Here is a 21,716-nt window from a genome sequence, read left to right as displayed (position 1 = left end):
ACCCTCAACTGGCAGGCAAACGAATCTTGAACTGCGCCCCACCCAACACCGACTGCGCCACGGTAAGCGTGCCACCCTGCCCCTCGATCGCCCGCCGGCTGATCGCCAGCCCCAAGCCAAACCCGCCGGTATTGCGATCGCGGCTGCGATCGAGCCGATAGAATGGCTGGAAGATCCGCTCACGCTCCTCGACCGGAATGCCAATGCCGTCATCCTCAACCGTCAGCAAACAGGCCCCATCGGCTTCCAGCTTGAGCCGCAACAGCAGGCTCTCGTCGCAATAACGCATGGCATTGCGCACCAGATTCTGCACCGCGCGGGCGGTCAGGCGCGGATCGAGGACAAAGCGCGGCAGCTTGTCATCGGCGCGCACTTCCCACTGGATGCCGCGCCCATCGAGCTCTTCGGCAAAGCCGCCGAGCACACTGTCGACCAGCTCAAGCAACGACACCTCGACCCGCTCGCGGGCCTGCTCGGCATTCTGCAAGCGGCTGTAAGACAGTAACTCCAGCACCAGCTCATCCAGCTCGCGCACATGCCCGACCAGCTCCAGCAGGCGCTTGCGGCTGGCTGGCGGGACCTCGTCGAACAGCAGCACCAGGCCAAAATCCAGGCGGGTCAACGGCGTTCGCAGTTCATGCGACACCGCATTGAGCAGCTCGCGCTGCTGGTTGACGTGGCGCTCCAGGTCGCCGGCCATGGTGTCGAACACCCCGGCCAGTTCGCCGATGTTCGAGTGCGCCGAGATGTGTGTGCGCTCCGACATCTGCCCCTGGCCCAAGCGCCGGGCGGTCTCCTTGAGCCGCTCCAGGTCGCGCCAGTGCGGCCACACCCAGACCAGCAGGCAACCGAGCATGGCGGCGCCGATCAACACCGTCACGCCCCAGGACAACACATTGATATCGACCGGATCCGGCGGGCTGTGAAGACTCACCAGCCAGTCCGGGTCGAGCGCTGCCAGGGCGGTCTGGTAATAGCCCCAGTCGCCGATGCGCACCACCTTCAAGCCATGCTCAAGACGTGCCCGCTCGGCCACCGTCAGCTCGGCTTCGTCCCACTTGAGCAGCTTGACTTGCAACGGCGTGAAGTGCGCCGCCAAGTCGCTTTCCACCGCTGGCCACTGCTCGCGCGGTGCCTGCTGGAACTGGCGCACGATCAGCGACTGCACGCCCTTGGCCTGGTCGAGGTTGTAGGCCATGAAGCGCTCATGGAAGGCACCGACGATAGCGTCGGGGATCAGCAGCAAGGCACCGGCATAGGCGACGATGATCACCAGGTACAGGCGCACCAGGATCTTCAGCATGATGCGCTCAGAACTCCCACTCGACGCGGCTGAACAAGTAGCCCTTGCCCCACACGGTCTTGATCTTGCGCGCTTCGCCGGCGTTGTCGTCGAACTTGCGCCGCAGTTTGGAGATGGCGACGTCCACCGAGCGGTCGGTGCCGTTGAACTCGATCCCGCGCAACTGCTGCAGGATGCGGTCGCGGCTGAGCACTTCACCGGCATTGCGCGCCAACACCACCAACAGGTTGTACTCGCCGCTGGACAATTCGACTTCCTCGCCACGCCAGGTCACGGTGCGTTCGGCCAGGTTGATCTGCAAACCGCCGACCAGGATCAGGTCACTCTCCAGGCGCGGCTCATTGATACTGCTGCGGCGCAGCAGGGTGCGCACCCTGGCCAGCAGCACCCGCGGCTCACAGGGTTTGGTCACGTAGTCGTCGGCGCCCATCTCCAGCCCCAGCACCTGATCGTGGCTATCGTCGCGGGCGGTCAGCATGAGGATTGGCAGGCCTTGGGATTCCTGGCGCAACAGGCGGCACACTTGCAGGCCGTCGAGCCCCGGCAGCATCAGGTCGAGCACCACCAGGTCAGGTTTGTCCCGGCGAAACGCTTCCAGCACGTGGTCGCCCCGGGCGATCACCCGGACATGAAAGTCGTTGCGTTGCAGGTAGCTGGCGATCAATTCAGACAACGCGCTGTCGTCTTCGACCAGGAGAATGTTCGGCATAAAGGGCGTAGTAGCGAAATGGTGAGAGGCAGGATATAGAATCCTACGCCTGGCCAGCGGCATTCCTTACACTTTTTCACACTCGTCCTACACTGCTTCACACCCACGCCGCGAGCGCCTGCTTTAGCATACGCCTGGTCATTTTCGGAAAACCCCGCATGTCTACTCACCGCCCTACCCGCCTGCGCCGTTTGGCGCCTTTGGTGCTGCTGAGCGTATTACTCGCTGGCTGCGACGATGCTGCCGAGCAGCAAGAACAAGCGCCCACGCCGCAGGTGCGGGTGGAAATGGTGCAGGTCCAGCCTCTGGCGATCAGCACCGAACTGAGCGGGCGCATCCTGGCGCCGCGCACGGCAGAGGTGCGCGCACGGGTCGCGGGGGTGGTGCTCAAGCGGGTGTACCGTGAAGGCAGCGATGTCAAACAGGGCCAGGTGTTGTTCCTGATCGACCCGGCGCCCTTCAAGGCCGATCACGACAGCGCCCGCGCCACCCTGGCCAAGGCCGAGGCCACCCGCTACCAGGCGCGCCTGCAAGCGCAACGCTACAGTCAACTGGTCGACGACAAGGCGGTCAGCCGCCAGGAATACGACAATGCTCGCGCTGCGTTGCTCCAGGCTGATGCCGAAGTCGCCGAGGCCAAGGCTGCCCTGGAGCGGGCGCGACTGAACCTGGGTTACGCCACGGTCACCGCGCCGATCTCTGGGCGCATCGGCCGCGCGCTGGTGACCGAAGGTGCGCTGGTCGGTCAGAACGAAACCACGCCGCTGGCCACCATCCAGCAATTGGACCCGATCCATGCCGATGTCAGCCAGTCGACCCGCGAGCTCAATGCCCTGCGCCGCGCCTTGCGCGCTGGTGAATTGAGCCAGGTCGGCGAAGGCCAGGCCAAGGCTACCTTGATTCAGGATGACGGCAGTGCCTACCCGCTGGCGGGCAAGTTGCTGTTCTCCGACATCAGCGTCGATCCGAGCACCAACCAGATCACCCTGCGCAGCGAGTTCCCCAACCCGGATCTCGACCTGCTGCCCGGCAGCTATGTGCGCGTGCGCCTGGAGCAGGCCGTGCAGCCCAAGGGCATCAGCGTGCCACAGCGGGCGATCTTGCGTGACAGCGCGGGCGTGCCGAAGGTACTGGTGGTCGACGCGCAAGCCCGTATCAGCGAACGGCAGATCGTCCTGGGCAGCGCGCAAGGCGATCGCTGGATCGTCAGCGAAGGCCTCGCCGCAGGTGAGCGGGTGGTGGTCGAAGGCCTGCAACACGTCAAGGCCGGCGACCAGGTGCAAGTCGAGTCATCACAGGACGCGCTTCCGATCGTCCAGCACAACGGCCAGTGAGGGCCTGATTCATGCCGCAGTTCTTTATCGACCGCCCAGTATTCGCCTGGGTGATCGCACTGTTCATCCTGCTGGCCGGCGCCCTGGCGATCCCGCAATTGCCGGTGGCCCAGTACCCTAACGTGGCGCCTCCGCAGGTGGAGATCTACGCCGTCTACCCCGGCGCCTCGGCCGCGACCATGGATGAGAGCGTGGTCAGCCTGATCGAGCAGGAGCTCAATGGCGCCGACAACCTGCTGTACTTCTCCTCGCAGAGCAGCCTGGGCAGCGCCACCATTACCGCGACCTTCGAGCCAGGCACCCACCCGGACCTGGCCCAGGTCGATGTGCAAAACCGCCTCAAGGTAGTCGAGTCGCGCCTGCCGCGGCCGGTGACCCAGCAGGGTTTGCAGGTGGAGAAGGTCTCCACCGGCTTCCTCTTGCTGGCCACCCTCACCTCCGAGGACGGCAGCCTGGATGAAACCGCGCTCAGCGACATCCTCGCGCGCAACGTGATGAACGAGATCCGCCGCCTCAAGGGCGTCGGCAAAGCCCAGCTGTATGGCTCGGAGCGGGCCATGCGGATCTGGATCGACCCACGCAAGCTGATCGGTTTCAACCTCACGCCCAACGATGTCGCCGAAGCGATTGCCGCACAGAACGCGCAAGTCGCCCCCGGCAGCATCGGCGACCTGCCCAGCCGCCCGACCCAGGAAATCACCGCCAACGTGGTGGTCAAGGGTCAGCTGAGCCTGCCTGAGGAATTCGCCGCCATCGTCCTGCGCGCCAACCCCGACGGCTCCAGCGTGACCATCGGGGATGTCGCCCGGGTCGAGATTGGCGCCCAGGAATACCAGTACGGCACACGTCTGAACGGCAAGCCGTCGACGGCCTTTGCCGTGCAGCTGTCGCCCGGTGCCAACGCCATGGAAACCGCGACCCTGGTGCGCGAGAAGATGGCCCAGCTGGCGCACTACTTCCCCGAAGGGGTCAAGTACGACATCCCGTATGACACCTCGCCGTTCGTCAAGGTGTCGATCCAGCAGGTGATCACTACCCTGTTCGAGGCGATGCTGCTGGTGTTCGCGGTGATGTTTTTGTTCCTGCAAAACCTGCGCTACACGCTGATCCCGACCCTGGTGGTACCGGTGGCGCTGATGGGCACCTTTGCCGTGATGCTGGCGCTGGGCTTCTCGGTCAACGTGCTGACCCTGTTCGGCATGGTTTTGGCGATCGGCATCCTGGTGGACGACGCCATCGTGGTGGTGGAAAACGTCGAACGGATCATGGCCGAAGAAGGCCTGCCACCCAAAGAAGCCACGCGCAAGGCCATGGGCCAGATCAGCGGCGCTATCGTCGGGATTACCCTGGTACTGGTGGCGGTGTTCCTGCCGATGGCCTTCATGAAAGGTTCGGTGGGAGTGATCTACCAGCAGTTCTCGGTATCGATGGCAGTCTCGATCCTGTTCTCGGCGTTTCTTGCCCTGAGCCTGACCCCGGCGCTGTGCGCGACCTTGCTCAAGCCAGTGGCCAAGGGCGAGCACCATGAGCGCAAAGGCTTCTTTGGCTGGTTCAACCGGCGCTTCGAAGGCATGAGCAACGGCTATCAACGTTGGGTGGTACAGGCACTCAAGCGCAGTGGCCGCTACTTGCTGGTGTATGGCCTGCTGTTAGTGGCGTTGGGCTTTGGCTTCAGCCAGCTGCCGACCGCCTTCCTGCCCACCGAAGACCAGGGTTACACCATTACCGATATCCAACTGCCGCCTGGCGCCAGTCGCGCCCGTACCGAGCAGATCGCCGCCCAGATCGAAGCGCACAACGCCGAGGAGCCTGGAGTGGGCAACACCACGCTGATCCTGGGCTTCAGCTTCTCCGGCAGTGGCCAGAACGCAGCACTGGCCTTTACCACCCTCAAGGACTGGTCCGAGCGTGGTGCCGACGACAGCGCCCAGTCCATCGCCGACCGGGCGACCCTGGCCTTTAGTCAACTCAAGGATGCCATCGCCTACTCGGTACTGCCGCCGCCGATCGACGGCCTGGGCGAGTCCACTGGCTTCGAGTTCCGCTTGCAAGACCGCGGCGGGCTTGGCCATGCGCGGTTGATGGCAGCGCGTGACGAGCTGATGGCCAACGCGCGCAAGAGCAAGGTGCTGGTCAACGTGCGCGAAGAGTCGCTGGCCGAGAGCCCGCAGGTGCAGCTGGAAATCGACCGACGCCAGGCCAACGCCCTGGGCGTGTCATTCGCCGACATTGGCGCTGTGCTGGACACCGCGGTGGGCTCCAACTACGTCAACGACTTCCCCAACCAAGGCCGCATGCAGCGGGTGGTGGTGCAGGCTGAAGGCGACCAGCGCAGCCAGGTCGAAGACCTGCTGAAGATCCACGTACGCAACACCAGCGGCAAGATGGTGCCGCTGGGAGCCTTCGTCCAGGCGAACTGGGTCAGTGGCCCGGTACAACTAACCCGCTACAACGGCTATCCGGCGGTGGCGATCTCCGGCGAGCCGGCGGCTGGCTACAGCTCCGGCGAGGCCATGGCTGAAATCCAGCGCCTGGTCGACCAACTGCCCGAAGGCACTGCCCTGGAATGGACCGGCTTGTCACTGCAAGAGCGTCTGTCCGGTAGCCAGGCGCCGTTGCTGATGGCGCTATCGCTGTTGGTGGTGTTCCTCTGCCTGGCGGCGCTGTACGAGAGCTGGTCGATCCCTACTGCCGTACTGCTGGTGGTGCCATTGGGGGTGCTCGGCGCGGTCCTGGCCGTGACCCTGCGCGGCATGCCCAACGACGTGTTCTTCAAGGTCGGCCTGATCACCCTGATCGGTCTATCGGCAAAGAACGCCATTCTGATCATCGAGTTCGCCAAGAGCCTGGTCGACCAGGGCCAAGACCCGGTGGACGCTGCCGTACACGCTGCACGTCTGCGCCTGCGGCCAATCGTGATGACCTCGCTGGCGTTCATTCTCGGCGTGGTGCCGCTGGCCATCGCCACCGGTGCCAGCTCCGCCAGCCAACAAGCGATTGGCACCGGGGTGATCGGCGGCATGCTCAGTGCGACCTTGGCGGTGGTGTTCGTGCCGGTATTCTTTGTGCTGGTGATGCGTTTGGCTGGGCGCGGCAAGGCCAAGCATACCGCGGCGGTCGTCAGCGAAGGCTGACTGGACAAGCCACCTGCGACATGGGAGGGTTTCTGGCTTAACCGCCAGGAACCCTTTTTTATGTCCGCTGCCCTTCTCCCCTGCTCCATCCTCATTTTGGCCGGTGGTCGCGGCCAGCGCATGGGTGGCCGTGACAAAGGCCTGGTGTGCTGGCGCGGCGAGCCGCTGGTGGCGCATGTGCAGCGGGTGGTGCGCGATTTGAGCGATGACGTGGTGATTTCCTGCAACCGCAATCAGGAGGCCTATCGGGTTTTTGCCGATCAATTGGTGGGGGATGCCGAGGTGGACTATCCCGGGCCGTTGGCTGGAGTGATTGCCGGTGTCGAGGTGGCTCGGCATGAATGGGTTGTCGTGCTGGCCTGCGATGCGCCGCTGATTGATCAAGGGTTGATTGAGGACCTGCTGCGGCTGGCGGTTGAGCACGATAGCGCGGCCATGGTGCGTCAGGCTGGGTATTGGCAGCCGATGTTCAGCGTGCTGCCGCGGCGTTTGTTGCCGGTTTTGCAGCAGGCTTGGCAGGTGGGTGAGCGGAGTTTGCAGAAAGTTTTGTTGCTGGGTTCGGTGCAGGGATTGGAGTGTGCTGAGGGGGATCGGCGGTTGAGTAATTTCAATAGTCCGCGGTGGTTGGAAGAATAGGTTCTTGGGGTTCTGGGCTCTAGGATAGTGAGCTTATCCATTTGATGTGGCGGCGCTACTGGCCTCTTCGCGGGCAAGCCCGCTCCCACAGGTACCGCGCAGATTTATGACCTGCGTTGAACCAGCACTGACACCACGCAGATCCTGCGCACGCCACGAACCCTGTGGGAGCGGGCTTGCCCGCGAAGAGGCCGAATTATCCACCACTACTGCCCACAGGCTCGGAACTCAGAAGAACCCAGCCCCCTTCGAACAACCAAAAAAAGGGCCTGAAGCGAACCCCAGACCCTTACGGACAACCCAAGCGCAACAGTTTAAACCGTCATCCCCGCAAACCTCATGGCCAACCGCGTAGCCAACGCAACCGCACCCAGCGCCATGACGCTAGCCGCCCAGATCGCCAGCAACCACAACAGACGCTTGCTCCACCCGGGCCCCTTGGTAGTAGATGGATTCATGATCAGTGAAACTCCTCGCCAACTTTGACTTTGCCTCGGAACACGTAATACGACCAAGCCGAGTACCCCAGGATGAACGGAATGATGAACAGCGCCCCCACCAGCGCAAAGCCCAGGCTCTGCGGCGGTGCCGCGGCTTCCCAGATGGTCAGGCTAGGCGGCAGCACGTAAGGCCAGATGCTGATCAGCAAACCGGTGTAGCCCAGGAAGATCAGCACCAGCGACCAAATGAACGGCCCGGCATGCGGCTCGCCGCGCAGCGAACGCAAGATCGCCCAGGTCGCCACCAGCACCAGCGCCGGCACCGGCAGGAAGAACCAGAAGTTCGGCAGGCTGAACCAGCGCTCGAAGATCGCCGGGTGCGTCAGGGGCGTCCAGACGCTCACCACCAGCATCGACAGCACGGTCGCCACGGTGATCGGCCCGGTCGCGCGCATGATTCGCGCCTGCAAGTCGCCTTCGGTCTTGAGGATCAGCCAGGTCGCCCCCAGCAACGCGTAGGCGATGACCACGCCGAAACCACAGAACACGTTGAACGGCGTCAGCCAGCTCATGACGCCATCGGTAGCCACGCCATCGACGATCTGGTGGCCCTCGATGAACGCGCCAAGAATCACCCCCTGGAAAAACGCGGCCATGAACGAGCCAGACATGAACGCTCGGTCCCAGAACGGCTTGTGCGCATCATCGGCCTTGAACCGGAACTCGAACGACACTCCACGCCAGACCAGCCCTACCAGTAAACCCAGGGCCGGCAGGTACAGCGCGCTGAGCAAGATCGCATAGACCTTGGGGAATGCAGCCATCAGCCCTGCCCCACCCAGTACCAGCCAGGTTTCGTTGCCGTCCCACACCGGAGCGACGGTGTTGACCATGGTGTCGCGATGATCGCGGTCGGGGATGAACGGAAAGAGGATGCCAATGCCCAAGTCAAAGCCATCGGTGATCACATACATCATCACGCCGAAGCCGATGATCAGAAACCAGATCAGCGCAAGATCGATACCCATGAAAGACGCTCCCGTCAGTGGTTCTTAGGGGTGGTGGAATACAGCGACTCATCGACCGCCGACAGCGGCCGCGCCGGTCGCTGGTTGGCCGTGATTTCAGCCTCCAGCTCATGGTGTTCATGCTCCTGCGGGCCTTTGCCAACCAGGCGCAGCATGTACACGATGCCGGTGCCGAAAATGCCCAGGTACATCACCACCAGTACCACCAGGCCAACCGACAGGGTCATGGCCGAGTGGTTGGACACCGCATCCTTGGTGCGCATCAGCCCATACACCACCCACGGCTGACGCCCGATCTCGGTGACGTACCAGCCTGCGAGCAACGCCACCAGCCCGGATGGCCCCATCCACAGCGCGAAACGCGCCAGCGCCTTGGACTCATACAACCGGTGCCGCCAGCGCAACCAGGCGCCGCACAAGCCAAGCACGACCATCAGCACGCCTAAGCCCACCATGACTCGGAACGACCAGAACACGATGGTTGCGTTGGGCCGATCCTCAGGCGGGAAGTCCTTCAGTGCCGGGATGTGACCGTTCAAACTGTGAGTCAGGATCAGGCTGGCAAGATTGGGGATCTCGATCTTGTAGTGGGTGGTTTCCGCCTGCATGTCGGGGATGCCGAACAAAATCAGCGGTACGCCTTCACCCGGGGTATTGCTCCAATGGCCTTCCATCGCCGCCACTTTCGCCGGCTGGTGCTTGAGCGTGTTGAGGCCATGCATGTCGCCGATCACCACCTGCAAGGGCGCGGTGAACAGCAGCATCCACATGGCCATGGAGAACATCCGCTTGACCGCTGGCGTGCGCGTACCGCGCAGCATGTGCCAGGCCGCCGAGGCGCCGACGAACAGTGCGGTCGAGAGCATCGCTGCGGTGACCATGTGCGCCAGGCGGTAAGGGAACGACGGATTGAAAATGATCGCCAACCAGTCCACCGGCACCACGATGCCATTGATCACCTCATGCCCCTGGGGCGTCTGCATCCAGCTGTTGGACGCCAGGATCCAGGTCGCCGAGATCATCGTGCCGACGGCGACCATGGCCGTGGCGAAGAAGTGCAGCCCGCGCCCGACCTTGTTCCAGCCGAACAGCATGACGCCCAGGAAACCGGCTTCGAGGAAGAATGCCGTGAGCACCTCATAGGTCAACAGCGGCCCGGTGATACTGCCGGCGAACTGCGAGTAGAAACTCCAGTTGGTGCCGAACTGATAGGCCATGACCAGCCCCGAAACCACGCCCATGGCGAAGTTGACGGCGAAGATCTTCGACCAGAAGTGGTACAGGTCAAGGTAGGCGTTGTCTTTCTTCCACAGCCACAGGCCCTCGAGGACCGCGAGGAACGAGGCCAGGCCGATGGTGATGGCCGGGAAGATGATGTGGAAGGTCACGGTGAAGCCAAACTGAATACGTGCCAGCTCCAAGGCTGTCAGGCTGAACATGGTTATGCCTCATTACTTAGGGAAAGGCGCTCGAGCAGCGTGCGCGGCCGGGCCTGGGCTTGCAGGCGGGCCCTGGCGGCGTCTTGCCAGCGAACCAGCGGCACCGTGGCCGGGGCCAGCAGGCTGGTGAAGCCGCACTGCAGCAACATCGAGAACTGATCGGGCAGCAACGGCCCGGCGGCACGCAGATCGCCAGCGAAGGCGTGCCGGTCGCGCAACAGGCGCGCAAGGGTAAAGCCGCGACCGTCGCGCGACTTGGCAAAGTCGATGACGATCACTTCGAGCTGGGCCAGTAGCGCCAGCACGCCCGCGGGATCCTGCTCGCCGCTGATCCGCACACCTTGGGCAGGCGCGCCGAATTGGCTGAGGTATTCGTCCCATTGCTCAAGGCGAATCACGCAGCGTTCGGCCAACACCAAGGGTGCGTCTTGTTGTTGATACAGCCACAGGTCTGTAACCGGCAGGCCGTTACGATCAATGAGCGTCACGCAACACCTCCTTGAACACATCGATGCCGACGCGGCGGTAGGTATCCAGGAAGCGTTCGCCCTCGACCCGTTCGCGCAGGTAGATCGCGACAATCGCCTCGACTACTTCTGGCAGCGCCTCATAGCTCACCGAGCGGCCAAGGATGGTGCCCACCGCGGCATCCTCTGCCGCGCTGCCGCCGAGGGTGATCTGGTAGTTTTCATGCCCGGCCTTGTCCAGGCCGAGAATGCCGATGTGGGCGACATGGTGGTGGGCACAGGCGTTGATGCAGCCGGACACGTTGAGCTTGAGCTCGCCAATCTCACGCTGCTGGGCCTCATCGAAACGCTGCGCGATGCGCTGGGCCACCGGCACCGAACGGGCCGTGGCCAAGCTGCAGTAGTCCATGCCTGGGCAAGCGATCGAGTCGGAGATCAGGTTGACGTTGGCCGTGGCCAGGCCGGCGCCGCGCAGCGCTTGCCAGACCTGGTAAAGCTCACTGAGGCGCACATGCGGCAAGACCAGGTTCTGCTCGTGGGACACGCGGATTTCATTGAGCGAATGGGCCTCGGCCAAGTCGGCGATCAGCAGCATCTCTTGGGCACTGACATCGCCCGGAATACCGCCCTGGGGCTTGAGCGAGATGACCGCGCTGATATACCCGCGTTTCTTGTGCGGATGGGTGTTGTTGCGCACCCAAAAGGCAAACTCGGCATCGGCTGTGCGCGCATCGAGGTAGTCCTCACAGATGCCGGGCAGCTCCGCGAAGGCGGGCTTGACGAAGCGCTCGTGTATCGCCTGGACGATGCCCGGCTCCAGGTGCTGATGGTCCGCGGGAAGGCTGGCGAACTCCGCCTCGATCATCTCGATGAACTTGGCTGGCTTGAGCTCGCGAACCAGGATCTTGATCCGCGCCTTGTACAGGTTGTCGCGCCGCCCGAGGCTGTTGTAGACCCGCAGGATCGCCTCGACATAGCGCAGCAAGTCGCGCTCGGCCAGCCAGTCGCGCACCAGCGTGCCGACGATAGGCGTGCGCCCCAGCCCTCCACCTGCGTAGATCTGAAAGCCTACTTGGCCCTGGTCGTTGCGCGTGGCGAGGATGCCGATGTCGTGAAAGCGCACCGCTGCGCGGTCGATCGGGCTGCCGGTAATGGCGATCTTGAACTTGCGCGGCAGGTAGGTGAACTCAGGGTGGTCGGTGGACCACTGGCGGAGGATTTCGGCGTGCACCCGCGGGTCTATCACTTCATCCTGGGCAGCGCCGGCGAAGTGGTCGGTGGTGACGTTGCGGATGCAGTTGCCGCTGGTCTGGATGCAATGCAGGTCAGCATCGGCCAGCACCGAGAGGATTTCTGGGGTATCGGACAGGTGCGGCCAGTTGAACTGAATGTTCTGCCGCGTGGTGAGGTGGCCATAGCCCTTGTCGTAGGTGCTGGCGACATAGGCCAGCTGGCGCAATTGAATCGCGCTCAAGGTGCCATAGGGGATGGCCACCCGCAGCATGTAGCCATGCAACTGCAGGTACAGGCCATTCATCAGCCGATAGACCTTGAACGCTTCTTCGTCGAGCTCGCCACTCAGGCGCCGGGCCACTTGCTGCTCGAACTCGCGGGCACGGGCCTTGAGGTAGTCGCGCTCGAACGGGTCGTAGCGATAGACCCCAGCGTGCTCGACCTGTGCCGCGATCACCGGGCGCGGCTGGGCAGCGCTCGCGGGTGGGCTGAGGCGGGCCGCCTGTTTACCCAGATCGGTGCGCACCGATGGCCCACGAGCACGCAAGCGTTCGCGCAACTCGATCGGCTCGACAACGCCGTCCACTCGCCGTGCAGCGCAGGGCAGCGGGCCGACCACCAGGTTCGCGTCCACCGCTCGTTGCGCCGCAGCCTGGGCGGCAGGGAGTTGCTGCGGGGCAAAGGCACTGGCCTGTGCAAGGGTCTCGACCCACTGGTGCTCCGCGTCCAGCCAGACCACTGCGCCATCGTCGAGACGATTGGCGCAGATCAGTTGGCAGTCATTCATCAAACATCTCCATGACTGGCAGCCTAGAAGCGCTTATCGTTGCAACCCTGCTGCGCCTCTCCGGTGCCTGACAATAAAATCCATACACAGTCCGTTTGTATGGATTTACTATGTAACCGTATGCCATGTTATGCTTGAGCGTATGGATTGACAACCTGAGGAATTCGCATGCCTCTCGCTGACGAGACGAAAGAATCAGCTCAAGCCCGCTGGACAAGGCCCTTCAAACCTAAGGGCGGGCCAAGATACATACAGATCGCCGAAATGATCGCAGAATCCATACAATCGGGCTCTTTGCAGTCTGGCGACCAGGTTCCGCCGCAACGCACCCTGGCCGCGCAACTGGGCGTCGACCTGACCACGGTGACCCGCGCCTATGCCGAAGCGCGCAATCGCGGCTTGATCGCCTCGTACAGCGGGCGCGGATCGTTCGTCACCGGGGTCAGCGAGCCGGGCGCTGAGGTGCGCATCGACCTGACCATGAACATTCCCCCGCAACCGGCCAACGGCGCGATGGCGGAGCTGGTTGGCAAGGGCCTGGACGATGTGCTGCGGCGCAACCGCATCGAGGCGTTGTCGACCTACCAGGACGAGCCCACCACCCGCTCCGCGCTGCAAGCGGCGCAAGGCTGGTTGAAACCAGCCCTGGGCGATCTCGATACCCGCGCGCTGAGCGTGTGCTCGGGCTCGCAGGCGGCGATTTTCGCCATCTTGGCGTCCTGCGCGAAGCCCGGTGATACGCTGCTCTGCGACCCCTTGACCTACCCTGGGCTGCTATTGGCAGCGCGCCAGCTGGGCCTGCGCGTGCTTGCGGTCGAGGGCGATGCCGACGGCATGCGCCCGGACGCACTGGAGCGCGCCCAGCAGCAAAGTGGCGCGCGTCTTGTGTACCTGAACCCAACCTTCAACAACCCCACCGCGCACACCATGCCCATCGGCCGCCGACAGCAGATCGCCGCCACCGTGCTGCGCCTGGACCTGACGCTGATCGAAGACGACCCCTATCGCTACCTGCTCGACGACGCCCCGGCGGCCATCGCCACGCTGACCGGCGGCGCCAACACCTTCTACCTGGCATCGCTGTCCAAATGCCTGTGGCCAAGCCTGCGCACCTCGTTCGTCCTGCCACCACGGGGCGATACCGGCGAGCGCCTGCAAAGCGGGCTGCGTGCTGCGAGCATGGGTTGTTCGGCGCTGCTGTTGGGGTTGGTCGAGCACTGGATTCGCAGCGGCACCGCCAAGCAGCTGGTGCAGGAGATTCAGCGCGAAGCGCGCGCCCGGCAGCAGCTGGCGGGCAGCTTGCTCACGGCGCCGGTGCAGACTCACCCCACCGGTATTCACCTGTGGTTGGCGCTGCCCGCGCACTGGAACCAAAACCTGTTCACCCATGCCTTGGATGAGCTTGGGGTCAACGTCGCCAGTGCCGATTCGTTCAGCGTTGCCCCGCAGACCCAGGATGCGGTGCGCGTATCGCTCGGCGGCCCGGCCGATCAGGCCAGCCTGGGCAGCGCCTTGCGCAAGATCGACGCGTTGCTCAAGGAAGATCGGCGGCGCAGCTCGCGCGCGTTCGTCTGACTAATAGCAATAAGCTACCCTGCGGCCTCTGGTCGCAGGGGTGGCCCTCTTGGCAAATTCTCCACAAGGCTTAGAATCGCGCCTCCTTTTCGCCCGTCGATCCGTCGACTGATTCCTGCCCCGGCCTTCGCCCGCAGCTACCCGGTTACGAAAAGGCACCCAGCCAGATGCCAGTCAGTTAAGACTCGAGTCGGTTTGTTTTGGGCCCGCCTTGCGGTCCTTCGCGGGCAAGCCCGCTCCCACAGAGATAGCGTTTGCCTGGAAGGTGGCGCGGTACCTGTGGGAGCGGGCTTGCCCGCGAAGGACGGCAAGGCGGGCCCAGGCTTGTAACTCACTGGTATTGCGCACCACCCTGCTTTTTCCAACCTTGAGGTACGTATGTCTCCGCGTTTGCTGGCCCAGGCGCTAGCACCCCTGCTCGGGCTCTTCATCATTGCCCTGGGCAATGGTTTCATGTCTTCCCTGACCACCCTGCAACTGGGCACCGCTGGCGAATCGGCGACCATGATCGGCGTGGTGTCCTCGGCCTACTTCATCGGCCTGACCCTGGGCGCGATCTTCAACGATCGGCTGATCCTGCGCATTGGCCACATCCGCGCCTACACCAGCTTCGCCTCGCTGATCGCCGCGACCATTCTGTTGCAAGGGCTGTTCTACGACACCACCTGGTGGATGGTGCTGCGCCTGATCAACGGCTGGGCTGCGGTCGGGGTGTTCCTGGTGATCGAAAGCTGGCTACTGCTGGCGGGCGACGCGAAGATCCGCGGACGCCTGCTGGCGCTGTACATGATCGCCTTCTATGGCGCTGGCGTGCTGGCCCAAGCCACCCTGGGCGACGTCACCGGCTGGGGCCCGACCGTGCCGTACATGGTCGCCGGTATGCTCGCAACGCTGTCAGTGCTGCCGATCGTGATCCTGCCACGGGTGTCGCCGCTGATGGATCAGGTCGAACCGCTCAAGCCACGTCAGCTGCTGGGCATCGCCCCGACCGGGCTGGTCGGCTGCTTCGGTTCGGGCGTGGCGATCGCCGGGATCTACGCGCTGCTGCCGCTGTACCTGCAACGCATCGGCCTGGATGTCGGTGAGGTTGGCAACATGATGGCCTGGGTGATTCTCGGCGCCATGCTGCTGCAGTATCCGGTGGGGCGCTGGTCGGACCGCAAGGATCGCCAGGATGTGCTGATCTCGCTGGCCGCGCTGTGCACCGTGCTGTCGGTGTTGATCGTGCTGTTGCCGGCCAATTCGGTGCTGCTGCCGGCCATGTTGTTCCTGCTCGGCGGTGGCGTGTTCGCCCTGTATCCGGTGGCGGTCAGCAGCGCTGCCGACCGGGCCCCGGCCGATGCGCTGGTGCCGATGATCCAAGGCTTGCTGCTGATCAACTCGCTGGGCTCGGCAATGGCTCCGCTGGCGATCTCGCCGGTGATGACTTCCTATGGTGAAGTGGGGCTGTTCTGGGCCTTTGCAGTGATCAATCTGGCGATGGTCAGCTTCTTCCTCTGGCGGCGCGGCAAACGCCCGGCACCGGAGCATCCGGCACCTTTCGCGCCGACTGCGACCTTCTCGCCTACCGGTGCTGAGCTGCGCGCTACCGAAGAGCTGATGCATGCGGTGCAGGAGCATCCTTCGATGGCCGAGATACAGACCCCGACACCGGCGCCTGAGCGCGTTTGATCGTTCCCAGCTGGTTTTTGGCTGGGTCAGTCCTGGCCTCTTCGCGGGCAAGCCCGCTCCCACAGGCGGTGAGCCTGTGGGAGCGGGCTTGCCCGCGAAGAGGCCGGCACTGACAGCACAAAACGCCGAAACAGATAACCCCGACCGCCCGTCGCCTGCCGGGCACCCTGCCCCACCCTGCGCAGCCGAAACCATGAAGATCATCCTTACAGGAGACTCACCATGGTCAGCATTCGCCCTCTCCCACTGCTGCTTGCCCTGTGCTTAGGGCTGGCCTCCACCGCCGGCTTCGCCGCCAGCGACCCTTACAGCAGCACGCCCAGCGCCGATCACTCTTCAGGCGATCACCCCAAAGGTGAAACCGCAGGTGATGGCAGCAGCGTCAACAGCCCAGGTGGCAAAGACAACGACAGCAGCGATACCGGCGCCGACACCGATGCCGCTGATGGCACCACTGGCGGCTCGAACAACACCGGCGAGGCCACCGGCACTGGCGCAGGCAGCTCTGGCGGGACCAGTGAAGACAGCGACAGCCGCTGAGCCTGGCTTGGCTTAACTGCTCTGTTTCGACCTAGCGCATAAGGCTTGGCCATGACCATCGGCACCTAAATGGTCGGCGGTAAAGACCTCATCGCCGGACCAGTCACAGCGTCAGCGCGCCGCTGCGACTTGTCCGGCGATAGAACCCTCAGCGCCAGTACTGCGGATCATCCACCAGCCGCTCATGGGCTTTGAACATCACCGGCAACTGCTCCTTGAGCAAATCCAGCCAGGTGCGCACCTTGGCATCCAGATAATGGCGCGACGGATAGATCGCATAAATCTCCCGCTGGCGTAGCCGGTGCGGTGCCAACACCCGGCACAAGCGCCCTTCTTCGATCGACTTGCTCGCCGAATAATACGGAATCAGCCCGATGCCCATGCCCAGCTCAGTGGCCTGCAGCATCGCATCGGCCACATTGGTCAGGAAGGTGTCTTGGGGCAGGATGACGTAATTGTCCGGGGTCTGCTCGAACGCCCAGTCTTCCTCGAACAACGGATCGCCCATGCGCAAGCACACATGTTCATGCAGGTCTTGCGGGCGCTGTGGCACGCCATGGCGCGCCAGGTAGTCGGGCGATGCACACAGAATGCTGTAGATGCTGCCCAACGGGATGGCGATCAGTTGCGAGTCTGGCAACCCACGGCCAACGGTGAGCACCACGTCATGACCTTCGTCCAGCGGATCGGGGTTGCGCTGGGACAGGGTCAACTCCATCACCACTTCCGGACACGCCGCCTTGTAGGCCGCCACCAGCGGCATCATCAACATGCCCAAGCCGTGGGTGGAGTGAAAGCGCAGCCGGCCACGCGGCGTGAGGTGAGCGCCGCGGGCTTCATCCATGGCCTCTTCGGTGAGTAGCATGATCTGCCGCGAGCGCTGCAGAAAACGCTCGCCCGCCTCGCTCATGCGCAAGCGGCGGGTGGTGCGGTGCAACAAGCGGGTTTGCAGCTGGTTCTCAAGCTCGGCGACGATGCGCGAGACCTGCGCCGCAGAAATATCCAACGCATTGGCAGCGGCAGCGAAACTGCCGCACTCCACCACGCGGGCAAAGGTTCGCATGGCATGCAGCATGTCCATGAAGGTCCGCTCCTTTCAGTCTTATTCGTACGTCCCAGGCAGGAATCTATCACGGGATAGCCCCTTTATTGTGTATCACCAACGAATACATCATTGGTAAAACATCACAAGGAGCCCGTCATGAAAGCCTCGATCGCCCTGTTTGCCCTGTTTGCATCCTTTGCCTCGCTTGGCGCCTACGCTGACCAAGCCTCCAACCAACCCGTGGCTGCCAGTGCTCAGAACTACGAATACGGCATGCCGCTGGATGTGGCCAAGGTCATCTCGATCACCCCGGCCAGCAACATCGCCGATTGTCAGGTGGGCACTGCGCACATGGTGTATGTCGACCATCAAGGCCAGCGTCGTGAGGTCAATTACCGGGAAATGGGCAACTGCTCGCAGATGTAACTGGCTTGCCGCCAATGCTTGTTCATCCCAGCACCTGGGTAATCCACTCAACCTGCTTGGAAAACTCCCGTGCTTTGTCCTGCGGGACCGCCTGGGCATGTTCGAAGTGCGCCAAGGTCTGCTGGCGCTGACGTAGCACTCGCCGCCACTTGGCCAGAAACGCCTCACTGCGCGCTTGCAGCAGACGCGGCCCGAAGAACAGCTGCTCAGCACTGTAGGCACTGCCCGCGCCGGGCACGGCCACGATGATCTCGTAATCGAAGCGATTTTCTCGCAGCAACTCTTCCTGCTCGATCTGGTAACCGTTTTCCATTAGCCAGGTGCGCAGCTCGCGCTCGCCGCCATTGGGCTGGAAAATCAGCTGCTCCTCGCCGCTGAGGTGATGCTTGCCACGCTGAAGAATCTCGCACATGGTCTCGCCCCCCATGCCGCAGATGCTCACCGTATTGATCCGATCAGCAGGCTCGATGGCTGCCAGGCCATCGGCCAGGCGCACGCTGACCTGCTGTTCAAGGCCATGCTTGCGCACCTTGCGTTGCGCTGAATGAAACGGCGTCAGCGCCACCTCGCCGGCCACCGCATGCTCGATGCGCCCGCGCAGCATCAGCGCTACCGGCAGGTAACCGTGGTCCGAGCCGATATCGGCCAGCCGCGCGCCGGCGGGCACATGCGCCGCCACACGCTCCAGGCGCATCGACAATGTCTGTTCGTTCAAGCCTTGATCCTTCTGCACGACCGACGCAGCGCGCTCGGCCAAATGGCCGCGATTCTGCCGGTCAATGCCGCGTATTTCAATTTCCCTGGCTGAGCGGACATGCCCGGGCGGCTCGACCGACCGGTTTCGCTCAAGTAGGCTTGCGCCTTTCCTTCCGTTGCAAGGCAAGCATTCCCATGGCAAACGCAGATATCACCTTCATTCCAGATCCGGATCCAGAGTCGATTTCCTCGGACGTTACCGGTTTCGGCAACCTGCTGGTGAGCACCCAGATCCCCACCCGTGCCGACGGCAGCCTGGAATTGGGCGGCATCGTCGAGCAGAGCGAATGCACCCTGCAAGCGCTCAAGGTGGCCCTGGAACGTGCCGGCAGCTCGATCGATCGGGTACTGCACCTGACCATCTACCTCACCGACATGGCTGATCGCCCGGCGTTCAACGAGGTCTACCAGCGTTTCTTCAGCAAGCCGTGGCCGGTGCGCGCGGCAGTGGGCGTCGCTTCGCTGGCAGTGCAAGGCATGCGCGTGGAAGTCACTGCGATGGCGGCCAAGGGCTGATTGATTTGTCGCCAGTGCCGGCGCTATCGCGGGGCAAGCCCGCTCCCACGGTGCGTAGCCTTTTTTTGCGGGTTTGCCCCCGATAGCGCCGGTACCGGCAACCAGGATATTCAATAGCTACACAGCAGGAAGCCCCATGCCTCGCCACCTCTACCTCTTGCTCCCGAGCCTCGGCCTTTGCTCTCTGGCTAACGCAGCGTCGCCAACTGCCTTCACCCTGCTCGAACCGATGGTGGTCACCGGCACCTACGCCCCCAACCCCAGCTTCGACTTGCCCTACTCCATCGACACCGTGGAGCGCGGGCAGATTGCCGATGGCCAACTCGGGGTGAATCTGTCCGAAGCGCTTAACCGCGTCCCCGGCCTGGTGGTGCAGAACCGCCAGAACTACGCCCAGGACCTGCAGATTTCTTCCCGCGGCTACGGCGCACGTTCTGCCTTCGGCATCCGCGGGATCAAGCTGCTAAGCGACGGCATCCCGGCCAGCACACCCGATGGCCAGGGCCAGGCGGCGTCGCTCAACCTCGACGTCGCCGAGCGCATCGAAGTACTGCGCGGCCCGGCCTCGGCGATCTACGGCAGTAACGCCGGCGGGGTGATCCAGATGTTCTCCCGCGACGGCGCCGGGCCGCCCAAGGTTGGCCTCGAAAGCACCGTCGGCAGCGACGGTTTCAACAAGAATCACCTGTACGGCGAAGGCGGCAACGACCAGGCCGGGTTCGTCCTCGACGCCTCGCGCCTGGACACCGACGGCTACCGCGACCACAGCGCCGCGCGCCGCGACCAGACCTTTGCCAAGGTGCATGTGCGCCCCGATGACGACAGCCGCCTGGCGCTGATCTTCAGCAGCCTGGAACAAAATGGCACCCAGGATCCACTTGGCCAGACCTGGGAGGCCTACAAGCACGATCCGCGTTCGGTCAGCAGCCGGGCCGAGCAATACAACACACGCAAAAGCATTCACCATCAACAAGTGGGCATGAACTACGAACGCTCGTTCGGCGAGGCTACCCTGCAATTCAATCTGTATGCTGGCAAGCGCAGCGTGATTCAGTACCTGTCGATCCCCAAAGGCACCCCGGCGAACAATCGCGGCGGCGGCGTGGTCGACTTCGACCGCGAGTTCCACGGCGGCACCCTGCGCTGGATCCAGCCCGTCGATGTCGCCTTCGGCGCCCTGACCCTGACCGCAGGGGCCGACTACGACCGCAGTCGCGACGACCGCCGTGGCTACCAGAATTTCAACGGCAACACCTTGGGCGTCAAAGGCGAACTGCGCCGCGATGAACAGGACACCGCCACCAGCCTCGACCCATACCTGCAAGCCCATTGGGAGTTGGAGCGCTGGACTGTCGACGCTGGCGTGCGCCATAGCAGCATGGAGATGGAGGTCAATGACCATTTCCTCAGCAACGGCGACGCCAGCGGTTCGAAGAAATACCAACGCACCACCCCGACCTTGTCGGTGATGTATGCCTTTACCCCCGATCTGCACGGCTACATCAGTGCAGGCAAAGCGTTCGAAACGCCTACCCAGGCGGAAATGGCCTATGCGCCAGGCTCGGTGGAAGGCTTTAACTTCGGCCTGAAGCCGTCCACCAGCACCCAGTACGAGCTGGGCCTCAAGGCTCGACCTGACGAACGTACCCGCATCAATGTCGCGGTGTTCGAGATCCACACCCGTGACGAGATCGTGGTGCTTGCTTCCGAGGGTGGCCGCACCAGTTATCACAATGCCGGCAAAACCCTGCGCCGCGGCCTGGAGCTGGGCATCCAGCGTGAACTGAGCGAGCAATGGCAGGCCAACCTTGCCTACACCCTGCTCGACGCCACCTATGACGAAGCGTTCAGCCAGGGCAGCAACTCCATCGACAAAGGTAACCACCTACCGGGCGTGCCACGCAGCAGCGTATTCGGCGAGCTGGTATGGAAACCGCGTGCCGGTATCAGCATGGGGCTTGAGGGGCAGTACCGCAGCAAGGTCTATGTCGAGGACACCAATGACCAGCACGCGGCCCCCAGTTATGCGGTGTTCAACTGGCGGACCCGCCTTGAGCAACAGTACGGGCCGTGGACCTTCCATCAACTGGTGCGCCTGGACAACCTGCTCGATCGTCAGTACGTCGGCTCGGTGATCGTTGGCGACGGCAATGGCCGCTATTACGAAGCCGCGCCGGGGCGCTCGTGGTATGCCGGGGCTGGGTTGGAGTATCAGTTCTAAGCGCTTGTGCTCTGGGTCTAGGCCGACCCAGAGCTGCTCCATCGCTCCCTAGCTCATCCACCCGCTGGGCTGATCCAGCTCATGCCATCAGCCCCACTCATCCCACTCCCCTCCCTTCGCCTTAAGCCCTCCGCGGCGCAATCACAGAAAGTTCCTACGCAGTTTTCGGAAGCTTGCAGGGCTACCGTGAAGCCGTTCCTCGCTAGTGTTCGGCAACTCTTTGCCCGGATGCGCACAAGCCTCTGGCTCGCCTCAAACCCAGTCTGATGACAGCACGAGTGCTTGGAGCATTTCAGACGCTGACAAGGAATTCATATGAGCATTAGCCAGCACATCGCCCACGCCATCGCCGAGTCGGCGATGCCCCCCGACCAGTGCCTGGCCTGCGAACGCCAAGGCCTGCCAATCCTGCCCCTGCGCCGGGCGCTGGTGCCCGACACCCGTCCCGCCTACAAC

At 63.4% G+C, this 21,716-nt stretch carries 18 protein-coding genes; 9 read left to right on the top strand and 9 right to left on the bottom strand.

Annotated elements, in window-relative coordinates; all coding sequences use genetic code 11:
* Positions 1-4 precede the first annotated feature (4 nt).
* Entirely contained in the window at positions 5-1,303 is a 1,299-nt protein-coding gene (locus AAZU54_RS16490) for an ATP-binding protein (RefSeq protein WP_186554582.1), read from the bottom strand.
* A gap of 7 nt (positions 1,304-1,310) precedes the next feature.
* On the bottom strand, positions 1,311-2,012 hold the full coding sequence (locus AAZU54_RS16485) for a response regulator transcription factor (protein ID WP_312154667.1): 702 nt from the start codon (positions 2,010-2,012) through the stop codon (positions 1,311-1,313).
* Between the two features lie 158 nt (positions 2,013-2,170).
* Here AAZU54_RS16485 and AAZU54_RS16480 point away from each other — a divergent pair, with 158 nt between their 5' ends.
* The 3 genes from AAZU54_RS16480 to mobA are packed head-to-tail and all read left to right on the top strand — an operon-like array spanning position 2,171 to position 7,116.
* Positions 2,171-3,346: an efflux RND transporter periplasmic adaptor subunit gene (locus tag AAZU54_RS16480; protein WP_434727408.1), complete on the top strand. Its 1,176-nt coding sequence runs from the start codon at positions 2,171-2,173 to the stop codon at positions 3,344-3,346.
* Positions 3,347-3,357: 11 nt separating this feature from the next.
* Positions 3,358-6,480: a multidrug efflux RND transporter permease subunit gene (locus AAZU54_RS16475; RefSeq protein ID WP_405129072.1), complete on the top strand. Its 3,123-nt coding sequence runs from the start codon at positions 3,358-3,360 to the stop codon at positions 6,478-6,480.
* A 60-nt stretch (positions 6,481-6,540) separates the two neighbouring features.
* The gene (gene mobA, locus AAZU54_RS16470; protein ID WP_186554586.1) at positions 6,541-7,116 is read left to right on the top strand and encodes a molybdenum cofactor guanylyltransferase MobA; all 576 of its coding nucleotides are present in this window, start codon (positions 6,541-6,543) and stop codon (positions 7,114-7,116) included.
* A 314-nt stretch (positions 7,117-7,430) separates the two neighbouring features.
* On the opposite strand, the gene AAZU54_RS16465 is transcribed toward mobA, so the two are convergent.
* From AAZU54_RS16465 to AAZU54_RS16445, 5 genes are read right to left on the bottom strand one after another with little or no spacing between them, the layout of a single operon-like run.
* Positions 7,431-7,574 carry a DUF2474 domain-containing protein gene (locus tag AAZU54_RS16465; RefSeq protein WP_186554587.1) on the bottom strand — a complete coding sequence of 48 codons (144 nt, stop codon included), beginning with the start codon at positions 7,572-7,574 and terminating at the stop codon, positions 7,431-7,433.
* Positions 7,575-7,576: 2 nt separating this feature from the next.
* The gene (gene cydB / locus AAZU54_RS16460) at positions 7,577-8,584 is read right to left on the bottom strand and encodes a cytochrome d ubiquinol oxidase subunit II (RefSeq protein ID WP_186554588.1); all 1,008 of its coding nucleotides are present in this window, start codon (positions 8,582-8,584) and stop codon (positions 7,577-7,579) included.
* A gap of 14 nt (positions 8,585-8,598) precedes the next feature.
* Complete coding sequence (locus AAZU54_RS16455; protein ID WP_186554589.1) at positions 8,599-10,023, bottom strand: cytochrome ubiquinol oxidase subunit I; 1,425 nt, start codon at positions 10,021-10,023, stop codon at positions 8,599-8,601.
* A gap of 2 nt (positions 10,024-10,025) precedes the next feature.
* Positions 10,026-10,511 (bottom strand): DUF934 domain-containing protein, encoded by a 486-nt coding sequence (locus AAZU54_RS16450; RefSeq protein ID WP_405130356.1) that lies wholly within the window; start codon positions 10,509-10,511, stop codon positions 10,026-10,028.
* Positions 10,498-12,510: a DUF2849 domain-containing protein gene (locus AAZU54_RS16445; protein WP_434727407.1), complete on the bottom strand. Its 2,013-nt coding sequence runs from the start codon at positions 12,508-12,510 to the stop codon at positions 10,498-10,500. Before AAZU54_RS16445 ends, AAZU54_RS16450 begins: the two co-directional genes overlap by 14 nt.
* 168 nt (positions 12,511-12,678) lie before the next feature.
* Between AAZU54_RS16445 and AAZU54_RS16440 the strand changes: the two genes are divergently transcribed.
* The 3 genes from AAZU54_RS16440 (at position 12,679) to AAZU54_RS16430 (ending at position 16,296) form a co-directional block, all read left to right on the top strand.
* Positions 12,679-14,085: a PLP-dependent aminotransferase family protein gene (locus AAZU54_RS16440; protein WP_434727406.1), complete on the top strand. Its 1,407-nt coding sequence runs from the start codon at positions 12,679-12,681 to the stop codon at positions 14,083-14,085.
* Positions 14,086-14,463: 378 nt separating this feature from the next.
* A complete protein-coding gene (locus tag AAZU54_RS16435; RefSeq protein WP_186554593.1) occupies positions 14,464-15,756 on the top strand; it encodes an MFS transporter in 1,293 nt (430 codons plus the stop codon).
* 222 nt (positions 15,757-15,978) lie between these two features.
* Positions 15,979-16,296, top strand: a complete 318-nt coding sequence (locus tag AAZU54_RS16430) for a hypothetical protein (protein ID WP_186554594.1) — start codon at positions 15,979-15,981, stop codon at positions 16,294-16,296.
* Positions 16,297-16,444: 148 nt separating this feature from the next.
* Here the strand turns inward: AAZU54_RS16430 and AAZU54_RS16425 are convergent, their stop codons facing one another.
* Positions 16,445-17,377, bottom strand: a complete 933-nt coding sequence (locus AAZU54_RS16425; protein WP_392463362.1) for a LysR family transcriptional regulator — start codon at positions 17,375-17,377, stop codon at positions 16,445-16,447.
* 120 nt (positions 17,378-17,497) lie between these two features.
* Between AAZU54_RS16425 and AAZU54_RS16420 the strand changes: the two genes are divergently transcribed.
* The gene (locus tag AAZU54_RS16420) at positions 17,498-17,767 is read left to right on the top strand and encodes a DUF2790 domain-containing protein (RefSeq protein WP_186554596.1); all 270 of its coding nucleotides are present in this window, start codon (positions 17,498-17,500) and stop codon (positions 17,765-17,767) included.
* Between the two features lie 22 nt (positions 17,768-17,789).
* Here the strand turns inward: AAZU54_RS16420 and AAZU54_RS16415 are convergent, their stop codons facing one another.
* On the bottom strand, positions 17,790-18,482 hold the full coding sequence (locus AAZU54_RS16415; protein WP_434727405.1) for a tRNA (adenine(22)-N(1))-methyltransferase: 693 nt from the start codon (positions 18,480-18,482) through the stop codon (positions 17,790-17,792).
* 176 nt (positions 18,483-18,658) lie between these two features.
* Here AAZU54_RS16415 and AAZU54_RS16410 point away from each other — a divergent pair, with 176 nt between their 5' ends.
* Positions 18,659-19,039, top strand: coding sequence for a RidA family protein (locus AAZU54_RS16410; RefSeq protein ID WP_312154519.1), 381 nt, complete (start codon positions 18,659-18,661; stop codon positions 19,037-19,039).
* A gap of 136 nt (positions 19,040-19,175) precedes the next feature.
* On the top strand, positions 19,176-21,260 hold the full coding sequence (locus AAZU54_RS16405) for a TonB-dependent receptor family protein (RefSeq protein WP_434727404.1): 2,085 nt from the start codon (positions 19,176-19,178) through the stop codon (positions 21,258-21,260).
* Positions 21,261-21,716 lie beyond the last annotated feature (456 nt).

The organism is Pseudomonas sp. Je.1.5.c, assembly GCF_051129895.1.
Lineage (GTDB): Bacteria > Pseudomonadota > Gammaproteobacteria > Pseudomonadales > Pseudomonadaceae > Aquipseudomonas > Aquipseudomonas urmiensis.
The sequence above is the reverse complement of the archived record's forward strand: the minus strand, read 5'-3'. Positions and strand labels throughout refer to the sequence as shown.

Bases quoted from the DNA above. Each gene is read 5' to 3' on its own strand.
- AAZU54_RS16455 (WP_186554589.1), bottom strand. From the start codon at position 10,023: ATGTTCAGCCTGACAGCCTTGGAGCTGGCACGTATTCAGTTTGGCTTC.
- cydB (WP_186554588.1), bottom strand. From the start codon at position 8,584: ATGGGTATCGATCTTGCGCTGATCTGGTTTCTGATCATCGGCTTCGGC.
- AAZU54_RS16480 (WP_434727408.1), top strand. From the start codon at position 2,171: ATGTCTACTCACCGCCCTACCCGCCTGCGCCGTTTGGCGCCTTTGGTG.
- AAZU54_RS16435 (WP_186554593.1), top strand. From the start codon at position 14,464: ATGTCTCCGCGTTTGCTGGCCCAGGCGCTAGCACCCCTGCTCGGGCTC.
- AAZU54_RS16445 (WP_434727407.1), bottom strand. From the start codon at position 12,510: ATGAATGACTGCCAACTGATCTGCGCCAATCGTCTCGACGATGGCGCA.
- AAZU54_RS16405 (WP_434727404.1), top strand. From the start codon at position 19,176: ATGCCTCGCCACCTCTACCTCTTGCTCCCGAGCCTCGGCCTTTGCTCT.
- AAZU54_RS16465 (WP_186554587.1), bottom strand. From the start codon at position 7,574: ATGAATCCATCTACTACCAAGGGGCCCGGGTGGAGCAAGCGTCTGTTG.
- AAZU54_RS16485 (WP_312154667.1), bottom strand. From the start codon at position 2,012: ATGCCGAACATTCTCCTGGTCGAAGACGACAGCGCGTTGTCTGAATTG.
- AAZU54_RS16420 (WP_186554596.1), top strand. From the start codon at position 17,498: ATGAAAGCCTCGATCGCCCTGTTTGCCCTGTTTGCATCCTTTGCCTCG.
- AAZU54_RS16410 (WP_312154519.1), top strand. From the start codon at position 18,659: ATGGCAAACGCAGATATCACCTTCATTCCAGATCCGGATCCAGAGTCG.
- AAZU54_RS16430 (WP_186554594.1), top strand. From the start codon at position 15,979: ATGGTCAGCATTCGCCCTCTCCCACTGCTGCTTGCCCTGTGCTTAGGG.
- AAZU54_RS16475 (WP_405129072.1), top strand. From the start codon at position 3,358: ATGCCGCAGTTCTTTATCGACCGCCCAGTATTCGCCTGGGTGATCGCA.
- AAZU54_RS16440 (WP_434727406.1), top strand. From the start codon at position 12,679: ATGCCTCTCGCTGACGAGACGAAAGAATCAGCTCAAGCCCGCTGGACA.
- mobA (WP_186554586.1), top strand. From the start codon at position 6,541: ATGTCCGCTGCCCTTCTCCCCTGCTCCATCCTCATTTTGGCCGGTGGT.
- AAZU54_RS16425 (WP_392463362.1), bottom strand. From the start codon at position 17,377: ATGGACATGCTGCATGCCATGCGAACCTTTGCCCGCGTGGTGGAGTGC.
- AAZU54_RS16490 (WP_186554582.1), bottom strand. From the start codon at position 1,303: ATGCTGAAGATCCTGGTGCGCCTGTACCTGGTGATCATCGTCGCCTAT.